This window comes from Streptomyces sp. CA-179760, assembly GCF_050937045.1.
Taxonomy (GTDB): Bacteria; Actinomycetota; Actinomycetes; order Streptomycetales; family Streptomycetaceae; genus Streptomyces.
Genome location: NZ_JBNJLZ010000001.1, coordinates 6,923,427 through 6,936,214, shown reverse-complemented (window position 1 = coordinate 6,936,214; position 12,788 = coordinate 6,923,427). Strand labels below are relative to the sequence as shown.

At 70.6% G+C, this 12,788-nt stretch carries 14 protein-coding genes; 1 reads left to right on the top strand and 13 read right to left on the bottom strand.

Annotated elements, in window-relative coordinates; translation table 11 throughout:
- Window positions 1-69: 69 nt before the first annotated feature.
- From ACQEV8_RS31725 to rpsB, 5 genes are all read right to left on the bottom strand, one after another.
- On the bottom strand, window positions 70-1,215 hold the full coding sequence (locus tag ACQEV8_RS31725) for a phosphatidate cytidylyltransferase (protein WP_432966997.1): 1,146 nt from the start codon (window positions 1,213-1,215) through the stop codon (window positions 70-72).
- Window positions 1,215-1,772, bottom strand: a complete 558-nt coding sequence (gene frr / locus ACQEV8_RS31720; RefSeq protein ID WP_432966995.1) for a ribosome recycling factor — start codon at window positions 1,770-1,772, stop codon at window positions 1,215-1,217. The genes ACQEV8_RS31725 and frr overlap by 1 nt, the downstream gene beginning before the upstream one ends.
- A gap of 169 nt (window positions 1,773-1,941) precedes the next feature.
- Window positions 1,942-2,700, bottom strand: coding sequence for a UMP kinase (gene pyrH, locus ACQEV8_RS31715; RefSeq protein WP_382830877.1), 759 nt, complete (start codon window positions 2,698-2,700; stop codon window positions 1,942-1,944).
- 184 nt (window positions 2,701-2,884) lie between these two features.
- Window positions 2,885-3,721 (bottom strand): translation elongation factor Ts, encoded by an 837-nt coding sequence (gene tsf, locus ACQEV8_RS31710; RefSeq protein ID WP_432966992.1) that lies wholly within the window; start codon window positions 3,719-3,721, stop codon window positions 2,885-2,887.
- A gap of 177 nt (window positions 3,722-3,898) precedes the next feature.
- Window positions 3,899-4,891, bottom strand: coding sequence for a 30S ribosomal protein S2 (gene rpsB / locus ACQEV8_RS31705; protein WP_432966990.1), 993 nt, complete (start codon window positions 4,889-4,891; stop codon window positions 3,899-3,901).
- Between the two features lie 272 nt (window positions 4,892-5,163).
- Here rpsB and ACQEV8_RS31700 point away from each other — a divergent pair, with 272 nt between their 5' ends.
- Entirely contained in the window at window positions 5,164-5,730 is a 567-nt protein-coding gene (locus ACQEV8_RS31700) for a peptidoglycan DD-metalloendopeptidase family protein (protein WP_432966988.1), read from the top strand.
- A 130-nt stretch (window positions 5,731-5,860) separates the two neighbouring features.
- Here ACQEV8_RS31700 and ACQEV8_RS31695 read toward each other — a convergent pair whose 3' ends face one another.
- The 8 genes from ACQEV8_RS31695 to lepB all read right to left on the bottom strand — a co-directional run bounded on the left by ACQEV8_RS31695 (window position 5,861) and on the right by lepB (window position 12,555).
- Window positions 5,861-6,418 (bottom strand): TetR/AcrR family transcriptional regulator, encoded by a 558-nt coding sequence (locus tag ACQEV8_RS31695; RefSeq protein ID WP_432973141.1) that lies wholly within the window; start codon window positions 6,416-6,418, stop codon window positions 5,861-5,863.
- 93 nt (window positions 6,419-6,511) lie between these two features.
- Window positions 6,512-7,354: an RNA polymerase sigma factor WhiG gene (gene whiG / locus ACQEV8_RS31690; protein WP_184598498.1), complete on the bottom strand. Its 843-nt coding sequence runs from the start codon at window positions 7,352-7,354 to the stop codon at window positions 6,512-6,514.
- Window positions 7,355-7,625: 271 nt separating this feature from the next.
- A complete protein-coding gene (gene dprA, locus ACQEV8_RS31685; protein WP_432966986.1) occupies window positions 7,626-8,786 on the bottom strand; it encodes a DNA-processing protein DprA in 1,161 nt (386 codons plus the stop codon).
- A complete protein-coding gene (locus ACQEV8_RS31680; protein ID WP_432966984.1) occupies window positions 8,783-10,408 on the bottom strand; it encodes a YifB family Mg chelatase-like AAA ATPase in 1,626 nt (541 codons plus the stop codon). The genes dprA and ACQEV8_RS31680 overlap by 4 nt, the downstream gene beginning before the upstream one ends.
- Window positions 10,408-10,809, bottom strand: coding sequence for a YraN family protein (locus ACQEV8_RS31675; RefSeq protein WP_432966982.1), 402 nt, complete (start codon window positions 10,807-10,809; stop codon window positions 10,408-10,410). The genes ACQEV8_RS31680 and ACQEV8_RS31675 overlap by 1 nt, the downstream gene beginning before the upstream one ends.
- Before the next feature lie 87 nt (window positions 10,810-10,896).
- The gene (locus ACQEV8_RS31670; protein WP_003993268.1) at window positions 10,897-11,205 is read right to left on the bottom strand and encodes a DUF2469 domain-containing protein; all 309 of its coding nucleotides are present in this window, start codon (window positions 11,203-11,205) and stop codon (window positions 10,897-10,899) included.
- Between the two features lie 56 nt (window positions 11,206-11,261).
- Window positions 11,262-11,786, bottom strand: a complete 525-nt coding sequence (locus ACQEV8_RS31665; RefSeq protein WP_432966980.1) for an NUDIX hydrolase — start codon at window positions 11,784-11,786, stop codon at window positions 11,262-11,264.
- Window positions 11,776-12,555: a signal peptidase I gene (lepB, locus tag ACQEV8_RS31660; RefSeq protein WP_432966978.1), complete on the bottom strand. Its 780-nt coding sequence runs from the start codon at window positions 12,553-12,555 to the stop codon at window positions 11,776-11,778. Before lepB ends, ACQEV8_RS31665 begins: the two co-directional genes overlap by 11 nt.
- Window positions 12,556-12,788: the final 233 nt, after the last annotated feature.

Genomic DNA, 12,788 nt, shown 5'->3' with positions numbered 1-12,788 from the left:
CTCGATGCAGGGCCGGAACGACAGTGAGCTCCCGCCCACAAGGACGGGAGCTCACTGGACGAGGTCCGTTCAGCCGGATCCCGCGAAGAGCACGAGCAGCAGCCACACCACTGGAGCCGTGGGCAGCAGCGAGTCCAGCCGGTCCATGATGCCGCCGTGACCGGGCAGCAGCGTGCCCATGTCCTTGATGCCGAGGTCCCGCTTGATCATGGACTCGCCGAGGTCGCCGAGCGTGGCGGTGACCGCGACCGCGAGGCCCAGCACCAGGCCCTGCCACCAGGCGCCGTCGTCGATGAGGAACTGCATACACAGCGCGCCCGCGACCATGGCGAAGGAGACCGCGCCGAGCAGGCCCTCGCGGGTCTTGCCGGGGCTGATGCGCGGGGCGAGCTTGGTCCGGCCGAAGCGCCAGCCGACGGCGTAGGCACCGGTGTCGCTGACGACCGTGAGCAGCAGGAAGGTGAGCACCCGCTGCGGCCCGTCGTCCGCGGTCAGCATCATCGCGACGAACGTCGCCAGGAAGGGCACGTAGAACGCCGCGAAGACACCCGCGGTGACATCCCTGAGGTATCCCTCGGGCGGTTCCGTCATACGCCAGACGAGCACAGCCAGCGCGGTGAGCGCCATGGCGACCCAGGCGCCCTCGGCGCCCCGGACGTACCCGGAGACGACCATCGCGGCACCGCCGAGCGCGAGCGGAACGAGCGGCGCGCGGATGCCCTTGCGTTCGTCCAGCCGCTTGGTCAGCTCCCACAGGCCCACCACGACGGCGACCGCGACGACGCCGACGAACACGGCCTTGACGACGAACAGCGAGGCGACGATCACCGCACCGAGCCCGACCCCGACCCCTATCGCGGCACTCAGGTCGCGGCCCGCGCTCTTCTTCGGCGGCTTGGGTGCCGGCTGCGAGGCGTCGGGCATGGGTTCCGGATTCGTCTCGTTTCGGACCGGGGGGCCGCTCAGCCGAGCAGCCCTCCGGCCGTCATCCTGGTTTTCGCCGTGGTCGGCTACGTCAGGCACGATGGGCATGGGGCGAGTCTGAGGCGCTTCATACGCATCGTATGCGGGACCCGCCGGAGCGGCCCCCTGGACGTGCCCATGGCCAGGACTCTGGACGTGGCCCGGGCTCTGGACGTGCCCGTGGCCATGCCCTTGGTCGGTGGGCCCCCAGTACCCGGCCTGTTGCGGCGCCCCCCAGGAAGAGTCGTTCATCAGACCTCGAGCAGCTCCGCTTCCTTGTGCTTCAGGAGCTCGTCCACCTGAGCGACGTACTTCGCGGTGGTGTCGTCGAGCTCCTTCTCCGCACGGCGGCCCTCGTCCTCGCCGACCTCGCCGTCCTTGATCAGCTTGTCGATGGCCTCCTTGGCCTTGCGGCGCACGGAGCGAATCGAGATCTTCGCGTCCTCGCCCTTGCTCTTGGCGACCTTGATGTACTCGCGGCGGCGCTCCTCGGTCAGCTCGGGGAACACCACCCGGATGATGTTGCCGTCGTTGCTCGGGTTGACGCCCAGGTCGGAGTCACGGATCGCCTGCTCGATGTTGCGCAGGGCCGTCTTGTCGAACGGGGTCACCACCGCCATGCGCGGCTCCGGCACGGAGAACGAAGCCAGCTGGTTGATCGGCGTCGGCGCGCCGTAGTACTCGGCCACGATCTTGTTGAACATCGCCGGGTGCGCACGGCCGGTGCGGATCGCGGCGAAGTCCTCCTTGGCGACCACGACGGCCTTCTCCATCTTCTCCTCGGCCTCGAGGAGGGTCTCTTCGATCACCACTTGCTCCTGCGTGTCTTGAAGTAGGCCCGGCTGCGGTTCCATGTGGGGCGGCGGCCGGCTGCGTCGCGTCTTCTTCCTGCACGGTTCCCGACCGGCAGGACATTGTCCATCCCCCGGCCCGGCTCCGTCCCGCCCGTCCCCCGGACGGGGTGGTGCGGGTCGGCCCTCAGTCCCGGCCGGCCGCGTCCCCGACGAGCGTGCCGATCTTCTCACCCTTGACGGCGCGTCCGATGTTGCCCTCCGCCAGCAGCTCGAAGACCACGATCGGGAGCTTGTTGTCGCGGCACAGCGTGACGGCCGTGGCGTCGGCGACCTTCAGGTCGCGCGTGATGACCTCGCCGTAGCCGAGGTGGTCGAACTTGACCGCGTCCGGGTTGGTCTTCGGGTCGGAGTCGTAGACCCCGTCCACGCCGTTCTTGCCCATCAGCAGCGCCTCGGCGTCGATCTCCAGGGCGCGCTGCGCGGCGGTGGTGTCGGTGGAGAAGTACGGCATGCCCATACCGGCGCCGAAGATCACCACGCGGCCCTTCTCCAGGTGCCGTACGGCGCGCAGCGGGATGTACGGCTCGGCGACCTGCCCCATGGTGATGGCGGTCTGCACACGCGTCTCCACGCCGACCTTCTCCAGGAAGTCCTGGAGGGCGAGGCAGTTCATGACGGTGCCGAGCATGCCCATGTAGTCGGAGCGGGCCCGGTCCATGCCGCGCTGCTGGAGTTCGGCACCGCGGAAGAAGTTGCCGCCGCCGATGACGACGGCGACCTGCGCGCCGTCACGCACGACGGCCGCGATCTCGCGGGCGATCTTGTGCACCACGTCGGGGTCGACGCCCAGGCCCCCGCCACCGGAGAAGGCCTCTCCGGACAGCTTCAGCAGAAACCGGCCGCGCACTTTGCCGTCGTCGCTCTTCTGGGGCTTGGTGGTCATGGGGGATTCCGCCTCTTTCACGTGTTGCACATACCAAGAAGGCCATTGCCGGTGGGGCGTGTTTCGCATCCCATACGGCAATGGCCTCCTTGTCAGATCTGCTGTCGTCCGCCACCCATGTGACGGCGTACACGGACGACTGCTGCCGACCCTATCGGGGTCGGGCGTCGATCGCGGTACGGACTCAGATGCCGACCTTGATGCGCGAGAAGCGCTTCAGGGTGACACCGGCCTCGTCCAGGACCTTCTGAACGGACTTCTTGTTGTCCAGCGCGTAGGGCTGGCCGAGCAGCGTGGCGTCCTTGAAGAAGCCGTTGAGGCGACCCTCGACGATCTTCGGCAGGGCGGCCTCGGGCTTGCCCTCGGCGCGGGTGGTCTCCTCGGCGACGCGGCGCTCGGACTCGACGACCTCGGCCGGCACGTCCTCCTTGGAGAGGTACTTCGGCGCGAAGGCGGCGATGTGCTGGGCGACGCCCTTGGCGATCTCGGCGTTGGGCTTGTCCAGCTCGACGAGGACACCGATCTGCGGGGGCAGGTCGGGCATCGTGCGGTGCATGTACGCCGTCACGTAGCCGTCACCGAACTGCGCGAAGCGGTCCAGGACGATCTTCTCGCCCAGGTTGGCGTTGGCCTCGTCGACGAACGCCTGGACGGTCTTGCCGGCCTCGATCTCGGAGGCGAGCAGGGCCTCGAGGTCGGCCGGGGAGGTCTTGGCGACGTGCTCGGCGATGGTGGTGGCCACGGCCTGGAACTTGTCACCCTTGGCGACGAAGTCCGTCTCGCACTTCAGCTCGACGATGACACCGGAGGAGTTGTCGTCGGCGATGATCGAGACCACGGCACCGTTCTCGGCGGAACGGCCTTCGCGTTTGGCGACGCCCTTCTGGCCCTTGATGCGGAGCGCCTCGACGGCCTTCTCGACGTTGCCCTCGGCCTCGTCCAGCGCCTTCTTGCAGTCCATCATGCCGGCGCCCGTGAGCTCACGGAGCTTCTTGACGTCGGCGGCGGTGTAGTTCGCCATGAGTCTGTGAATCTTTCTCGAAGTCTGGAAGATCGAAGATCTGCGGATGCGCCCCCCATGGAGCCGGAGGGCGCTGTCTTTCCGCTGACCTACGGGTGAACGGCGGGAGCGGACTTCACCGCGCCGAAGGCGCTGTTGGCTGCGGTCTCGCTCCCGCCGTCACCTCGGACTGACGGGTCAGGCCTGCTCGGCCTCGGCGGCCTTCTCGCCCTCGGCCGGCTTCTCGGCCTCGGCGGCGGGGGCGGCCTCGGCGGCCGGAGCGGCGTCGGCAGCCGGAGCAGCCTCAGCGGCGGGGGCAGCCTCAGCCTCGGCGGCCGGAGCAGCCTCAGCGGCGGGGGCAGCCTCAGCCTCGGCGGCCGGAGCAGCCTCAGCGGCGGGGGCAGCCTCGTCGGCCTTCTTCTCACCCTCGAGCAGGTCGCGCTCCCACGCGGCCAGCGGCTCGCCCGCGGCCTTGTCGCCCTTGTCGCCGGTGGCGACGCCGGAACGGGCGATGAGGCCCTCGGCGACGGCGTCGGCGATGACGCGGGTGAGCAGGGTGACGGAGCGGATCGCGTCGTCGTTGCCCGGGATCTTGTAGTCGACCTCGTCGGGGTCGCAGTTGGTGTCGAGGATCGCGACGACCGGGATGTTCAGCTTCCGGGCCTCACCAACGGCGATGTGCTCCTTCTTGGTGTCCACGATCCAGACGGCGCTGGGCACCTTCTGCATCTCGCGGATACCACCGAGGGTCTTCTCCAGCTTGGCCTTCTCGCGCGAGAGCACGAGAAGCTCCTTCTTGGTCAGACCGGATGCGGCGACGTCCTCGAAGTCGATCTGCTCGAGCTCCTTGAGGCGCTGCAGACGCTTGTAGACGGTCGAGAAGTTGGTGAGCATGCCGCCCAGCCAGCGCTGGTTGACGAAGGGCATGCCGACGCGGGTGGCCTGCTCGGCGATGGCCTCCTGCGCCTGCTTCTTCGTGCCGACGAACATGACCGTGCCGCCGTGGGCGACGGTCTCCTTGACGAACTCGAAGGCGCGGTCGATGTACGACAGCGACTGGAGCAGGTCGATGATGTAGATGCCGTTGCGCTCCGTGAAGATGAAGCGCTTCATCTTCGGGTTCCAACGACGGGTCTGGTGACCGAAGTGGACGCCGCTCTCCAGCAGCTCCCGCATCGTGACGACGGCCATGGCCGTATCTCCTTGAATTTCTCGGTTGTGCCGCGGATGCCGGACGGCTTCCGCGCCTGACGCCCACTGCGCGCCGTTCCACGAGGGACCGAGGGGCGCTGATACAGCCCGTTGCCGGGGTGCGTATCGGGGCGTGCGAAGTCGACCCGGTGACCCGGATCGCCACCAGAAGTGTACGGGACCCGCGGGGTGCCGGGTGACGCCGTTGTCCACAACCGGGCAGTGGTCCACAGCCACGCACGGTGATCGCGGTGGTGCGGGACGCTCTGCGCATGCGAACGAAGCGATGTGTGCGTGTGTGTACGCGGCTGATCCTGCTGCTGGTTCTGACGACGGCCGTCCTGCTGTCCCCGCCGCCACGGCTGTTCGCGGCCCCGCCCGGCCCGGATACCGGCGTTCCGGCTGTGGGACGCGCGTGGCCTGTCGGATCACGCCCGCAGGTCCTGCGCGGCTGGGAACCGCCGGCGACGGCGTACGGCCCGGGCCACCGGGGCGTGGACCTGGCGGCGGCACCGGGAACGCCGGTACGGGCGGTGGCCGGGGGCCGGGTCTCCTTCACGGGCCGGGTGGCCGGCAAGGGCGTCGTGTCCGTGGAACTCAACGGAACCGGCGATCCACCCCTGCGCGCGACATACGAACCGGTGACGGCGACGGTGGAGGAGAGCGAGGAGGTGGAACCGGGCGAGGTGATCGGCACGGTGGACGCGGCGGGCTCCCACTGCACGGCCACATGCGTGCACTGGGGCCTGCGCAGAGGCGAGACGTACCTGAACCCGCTGTCCCTCCTGCCCCCGTGGCTGCTGCACAGGGGCCCGTCGAGGCTGTTGCCCGTGTACTGACCCCGCTGCGGGCGTGCGTGCCTCCCCCAGCGCCTCAAGGGCCTGGGAGGTGACCCCAGGGCGGCATCCGTCCCGAAGAGGGCGGCACCCCGCTACGCCGGGCTGCGCACCCACCCGGCACCGACGCCCCTCAGCCCAGCACACCCCGCAGCGCCATACCCACCGCCGCGTCCGCGATGACGCCCGGCTCCTCCGCAGCCCCCAGCTCGATCCGCCGCACGGCCGCGTCGACAACCCCCTGCAGCAGCATCGCCGCCAGCCGGGGCTGCCCATGCCCCATCCCGGCCAGCGCCTCCACGATCATCGCGACCAGCCCGCCGTGCGCCGCCCTGATCTTCTCCCGGGCCCCCGCGTCGAGCTCACTCGCGGAGATCGCGACCACGGCACGATGCCGCCGGTCCCCGACCAGCTCCAGCTGCTGGCGCACATACGCCTCGACCTTGGCCTCGGCCGTCTCCGCCCGCTCCATCGCCGCCGACACCTCCGCCGCCCAGACGGGGAAGTCGACCTCGCACAGCTCCTCGACCACGGCCGCCCGCGAACGGAAGTACTCGTAGACGGACGACCGCGCGAGGCCCGTCCGCTCGGCGAGGGCCGGGAAGGTCAGCGCCTCCGTACCGCCCTCGGACAACAAGGCACGAGCCGCGTCCAGCAGGGCGGCTCGCTGCATCGACCGGTGCTCGGCCACGGAGGCCGCTCGAATCCTTGGCACGTCAACACTCTACGGACGCGTCACGCCCGGCGGGAGTGGCTCACCCCGCCCCATCGGTATCCGCCCAGGTCAGCGGCCGAAGCTCGCCAGTTTCGCTCTGAGCTGCAGCACCGACTTGGTGTGGATCTGGCTGACCCGGCTCTCGGTCACGCCCAGCACGTTCCCGATCTCGGCCAGGGTGAGCCCCTCGTAGTAGTACAGCGTGACCACGGTCTTCTCCCGCTCGGGCAGCGTGTTGATCGCCCGTGCCAGGAACCTCCGCAGTTCCCGGTCCTCGGCGACCTCCACGGGGTTGTCGGCGGCGGTGTCCTCCAGCGTGTCCATCACGCTCAGCCCGTCGCCGCCCTCACCTCCGCCGTGCAGCAGCTCCTCCAGGGCCACCACGTTGGCCAGCGACAACTGGCTGAACACCGCGTGGAGTTCCTCCACCGCGATGCCCAGCTCGCCGGCCACCTCGCCCTCCGTCGGCGTCCGCCGCAGCCGCGCCTCCAGAGTGGCGTACGCCCGCTCCACGTTGCGCGCCTTCTGCCGCACCGAGCGGGGGATCCAGTCGAGCGCCCGAAGCTCGTCGATCATCGCGCCCCGGATCCGGGTGATCGCGTACGTCTCGAACTTGATCTCCCGGTCGATGTCGAACTTCTCGATCGCGTCGATCAGCCCGAACACCCCGGACGAGACGAAGTCCGCCTGCTCCACGTTGGACGGCAGGCCCACGCTGACCCGTCCCGCGACGTACTTCACGAGCGGCGAGTAGTGCAGGATCAGCTGCTCCCGCAGCCGCTCGTCCCCCGTCGCCTTGTACGACCGCCACAGCTCGTCGAGCGTCGAGGGAGCGGGCGGCCGTACGCTGCCACCGTCACGGGCGGCTGGGGGGATCGCCGCCCGGTCGGACCCGGAGGTGTGCTGGGGCATTCGTCGCCTTGTGCCGTTCTGCTGCGGAGTGGTGCTGCCGGGGTGAGCTGTCTGTCTGATGTCGAGTTGCCTGTCCGTGTCGGGATCCTCGTGAGCGTAGCGTGACTGCGGTGTCGCGGTGTGCGAAGAACGGAGGCCAAGGCGGACACGGATGCGTTCCGGAGGCGTCACGGAGGACCGCCGCGGTCGCTCAGCGTGATCACCGGAGGACCCCAACTGGGCGCATTTCCAAGGGGTGTCGAGGTTCCCCCGGACGGCCGAACACGTGCGGTCAGCATGGTTCGGGATCACCACGGACCGACATCACCGCCTGGCGTGTCAACTTCCAGCCATCGCCGTGTCGTTCGACGTAACCGAGTGCCCTGAGTTCGTACAGTCTCGCGACTGCGTCCTCCTGCGCGGTCTGTGCCCGGCGCGCGATCTCGTCCGGCCGGGCGGCCCGGCCACCCGGCAGGGCGGCGAGCACCTGCCGGGTGGCGGGTTCCAGCAGATCCCGGGGCAGGACGGGGCCGCGCCGGTCGGGAGCCAGCTGTCCGATGTCGCCGACCAGCTCGACGACGTCAGCCGCGTCGGTGACCAGGACCGCCTCGCCGCGCAGCAGTTCGTGCACTCCGGCCGAGAGTCCGCTGGTGGCCGGGCCCGGTACTCCCATCGTGTGACGGCCGAGGCGCTGTGCCGCCCGCGCCGTGACCAGGGAGCCGCTGCGGTGGGCGGCCTCGACGACCACGGTGCCGCGGGTGAGGGCCGCGATCACCCGGTTCCGCAGGATGAACCGGCTCGGTGTCGGATGATCGCCGGGCGGCAACTCGCCTACGACCAGGCCCTGTTCGGCGATTCTGCCGATCAGCTGGGTATGTCCGCGCGGGTAGGGGCGGTCGACACCGCAGGCGAGGACGGCGACGGTGGCACCACCCGCGCCGAGGGCACCGCGGTGGGCGGCGCCGTCGACTCCGTAGGCGCCGCCGGACACCACGACCCAGCCCTGCTCGGCGAGGCCGGCGGCGAGGGTGGCCGCCATGTGCGCCCCGTACTCGGTGCAGGCCCGGGCGCCGACGACGGCCACGGACTTCAGCGCCCACATCCGCAGGCCGGCCCGCCCCCGTACCCACAGCCCGAGGGGCCGGGCATCCCCGAGATCGTCGAGCTGTCCCGGCCACTCCGGGTGCCCGGGACACACGAACCGCACCCCGGCCTCCCGGGCGACGGCGAGATCCTCACGGGGCCGCGCCACCCCGGCCCTGGCCAGCAGCCCCGCCCACCGCTTGCCGCTGACCCCGGGCAGCGGCCGCCCGCCCCGCACCAGCCGCCGAACCACTTCCCCGACCCCGAACTCCCGCACCCACCGCCCACCGGCCTCGTCCCCGGGCTCGACGACCCGGGTGAGGAACACCCGGGCGAGCAGTTCGTCGTCCGGTTCGTCGACGGCGCTCATGTCAGCGCTCCGATGGCCATCGGGATACCCCGGGGCACACCGGTGCGCAGCTGGAGCGCGAGGGCGACGTCCGTGGCGTCGGGCCGGTCGTGGCCGACGAGGTCGGCGACGGTCCACGCCACCCGCAGGACGCGGTCCAGTCCGCGGGCGGTCAGGACACCCCGCTCCAGGTTCCGCTCGGCCTCGTCCATGGCGCCGGGCACCGCGTACCACCGGCTGCGCAGCTCGCGGCCGGGCACCTCGCTGTTGCTGCGCCAGGGAGTGCCGGCGAGGCGCTCCGAGGCCCGTTCCCGGGCTGCCCGTACCCGGTCGGCGACCGTCGCCGTGGACTCGCCCCGTGCTCCGAGGGCGGTCAGCTCGGTCCGGGTGACGCGGTCGACCTCGACGCGCAGGTCGACGCGGTCGAGCAGCGGGCCGGAGAGCCTGGCCTGGTAGCGACGGATCGCCGAGGGCGGGCATTCGCACAGGTCGTCCCGCAGGGAGAACCTGCCGCACGGGCAGGGGTTGGCCGCGAGCACCATGAGGAACTTCGCCGGGAAGCGTACGACTCCCGCACTGCGCGCGATCACGACATGCCCCGCCTCCAGCGGCTGACGCAGGGCGTCCAGGGCCTGGCCGTTGAACTCGGGTGTCTCGTCCAGGAACAGAACACCCCGGTGGGACAGCGACACGGCGCCGGGCCGTGCGACGCCCTGACCTCCGCCGACGAGTGCCTGCATCGTGGCCGAGTGGTGCGGGGCGCAGTAGGGGGCGACGTCGATCAACGGCTTGCCCAGGGGCAGCAGGCCCGCCACCGAGTGGACCGCTGTGACCTCCAGCGACTCCTGCCGGCCCAGCAGGGGCAGGATGGCCGGCAGCCGCTCCGCGAGCATCGTCTTGCCCGCGCCGGGAGGCCCTTCGAGGAACAGGTGGTGTCCGCCTGCCGCGGCCACCTCCACCGCCGTGCGCGCCGAAGTCTGCCCGACGACGTCCGCGAGGTCGTGACCATGGTCGTGCTGGGCCGCTCCGACGCTGTGCATCCCGGTGGCCGCGCCCGTACCGGGCACACGCAGACCGGCGAGGAGGGGGTCCGGGCGACCTAGTTCGTCCGGTTCCTCGTCGGGCACGGGTTCGTCGGCCAGGATGGCGATCAGCTGCCGCAGGCTCCTGACGCCAAGCACTGAGACGCCGGGCACCAGGGACGCCTCGACGGCGGCGCACTCCGGCACCACCACCTGCTCGTACCCCGCGTCCGCCGCCGCCAGCACCGCGGGCAGCACCCCGCGGACCGGCCGGACCCGCCCGTCCAGCCCCAGTTCCCCGATCATCACGATGTCGGCGAGGACCCGGGGGTCGATGCGCTCTGCCGCGCCGAGGACGGCTGCCGCGACGGCCAGGTCGAAGCCGCTGCCGGACTTCGGGACGGAGGCCGGGCTCAGGCCCACCGTGAGTTTCTTCTGCGGCCATGCCGCGCCCGAGTTGACGATGGCGGCGCGCACCCGGTCCCGGCTCTCCGTGAGGCTCTTGTCGGGCAGTCCCACCAGCGTGAACGCCGCGACCCCCGGTTCGAGATCGGCCTGGACCTCGACGACCACACCCTCGACGCCCACCAGCGCCACCGAACACGTACGGGCGAATCCCATCAGGCCACCCCCCGCACATGCTCGACCAAGGCCGCGCCGCGGTACGGCAGCAGCACGCCGACCACGTCGATGCGGACCCCGCCGGGCGGTGCGCCCCCGTGGCTCTGGATCCACCGCTCGGCGAGATCCCGCAGCCGCTCCGCCTTCTGCGGTGTCACGGCCGCCATCGGATGCTCGAAGGGGCCCTCCCTGCGGGTCTTCACCTCGCAGACGACCAGGACGTCACCGTCCCTGGCCACGATGTCGATCTCACCTGTCCGGCCGGAGCGCCAGTTGCGCTCCACGACCGTCAGACCGGCCTCGGCCAGCCGCCGCGCGGCCAGGCTCTCGCCGTACTTGCCCATGGCGCTGCGCGCCCGATGTGCGTTCATGTCGGCACCACCTCCGGCGCCAACGATCACGCACCCGCCACCAACAAGTGGATCTTGGTGGACAGCTCAGCGGGTGTGGAAAACTCCCTCACCCGCCTGGGTGAACATCACTGGACGTCACCCGCTCGGCAGCTCGAGATCGCTCTTGTTCAGCTCCTCGATGTTCACGTCCTTGAATGTGAGAACCCGAACCTGCTTCACGAACCGCGCCGGCCGGTACATGTCCCACACCCAAGCATCCGCCATGGAAACCTCGAAGAACACCTCACCCTGGACCGAGTGCACCTGCATCTCGTAGTCGTTGGTCAGGTAGAAGCGCCGCTCGGTCTCGATCACGTATTTGAACAGACCGACGACATCGCGGTACTCCCGGTAGAGCTTCAGCTCCATCTCGGTCTCGTACTTCTCGAGGTCCTCGGCGCTCATGGCATGTTCCCCTTCAGCCGTGCGATCCCACCATTGTGCGCCAGTCCTGTGAGCCCCTAGACGATTTCCGGGTCAAGGATCACGGGCCTGGCCGGGGGACCTTCGTCGAGCAGCGTACGCAGCAGCCCGGCGAGTCTGGTCGGATACACCGTCTCATGTGCCCGGGTCAGTTCCGGACACGTCCACCAGCGCGCTCCGGCGACACTGCGCCGCTCCAGCTCGGTCAGCCCGGCGGCGGCGATCTCCGTTCGGTCCGTACGAGCCAGGTAGTACCACTCGTCCTGGTTCCAGCGGCGGCCCGCGAACGGGAACGAGCACTTCCGCCGCCACAGCACCGGGCCGAGCACGACCTCGGTGATGCCCGTCTCCTCGGCGAGTTCCCGCCGGGCGGCCTGTTCACGGGTCTCGTCGCCCTCCACTCCGCCGCCGGGGGTGAACCACCAGTCGTCGGCCGGGTCGTCCGGCTCGTGCCCGTGCAGCAGCAGGATGCGGTCCTGCGGGTCGAGCAGCACCACGCGGGCGACCTTGCGCAGCCCGCCCTCGTAGGAGTCCTGGCCCGCCCCCACGGCCTCAGCGGACACCCGCGGGCTCCGCACTGCCCCGCCGGGCACGGGCCGCGCCCGCCCGCCTGGCGATCGGGCCGTAGGCGCCCCCGCCCAGAACGAGTACGGCGCCGGCGATCACCGCGGCGGTGATCGTCCGCAGCGGTCCGGGTGAGGAGAGGTTGCCGAGCGCCTCGAAGCCGGTCGGGCGCTCCAGCATGCCCTTCATGGGGTACACGACGGAGTCGACGCGGGCGTCGACGGCGGAGCGCGCCACCGTGCCACTGGCGGCGTCGGTCAGGTGGGCGGTGGAGTCCACGGAGCTGCCGCGCTCGTCGCCGAGCAGGAACAGCCGCCCCTTGGGGACGGTCACGGTCGGGAAGTTGCTGATCTCGGCCGGCGTGCCCTTGGGCAGGTAGGGCTCGTCGATCTCCTTGCCGTTGACCTTGAGCCTGCCGTCCTGGCAGCAGGAGACCGTGTCGCCGCCGATGGCGACCACTCGCTTGACCATCGGCGCGTTGGCCCAGGCCGCGTCCTTGAAGACGACGACATCGCCGCGGCGCACCTCATCGCCGTCGACGCGCTGGGCGAGGATCCGGTCGCCCGCGTCGATCGTCGGCGTCATCGAACCGGTGGGCACGGTGTACGGCCGGTAGACCACCGCTCCCCAGGCGAACCCGCCGAGGAAAAGCACAAGGCCCAGCGCGACGGCCATCCCGGACAACCGCTGTCCGGTCCGGCTGCCCACCGGGCCCGTACCTGTGCCACCGCTGCGCGGGGCCGTGTGCGTCATGCTCTCGCCACCCATGGGTCCGCACCCTACCCGGGGGTACCAGCCGGGGTCAGCCCGCGGTCGGGATCGCGGCAACGCCCGGTCCGGACCGGGACCGGCAGGGCTCACGCTTTGCCGCACTCCCACTCGCCCCACGGGCCCCACTCACCACTGGAGCGGTCACCGATGCCCGCGCGGACACACACGGTCGCACCTCCGCGAAGTTGTGGTTCTCGTGCTTCCACTCGTTCACGCCGCCCGACAGTCGC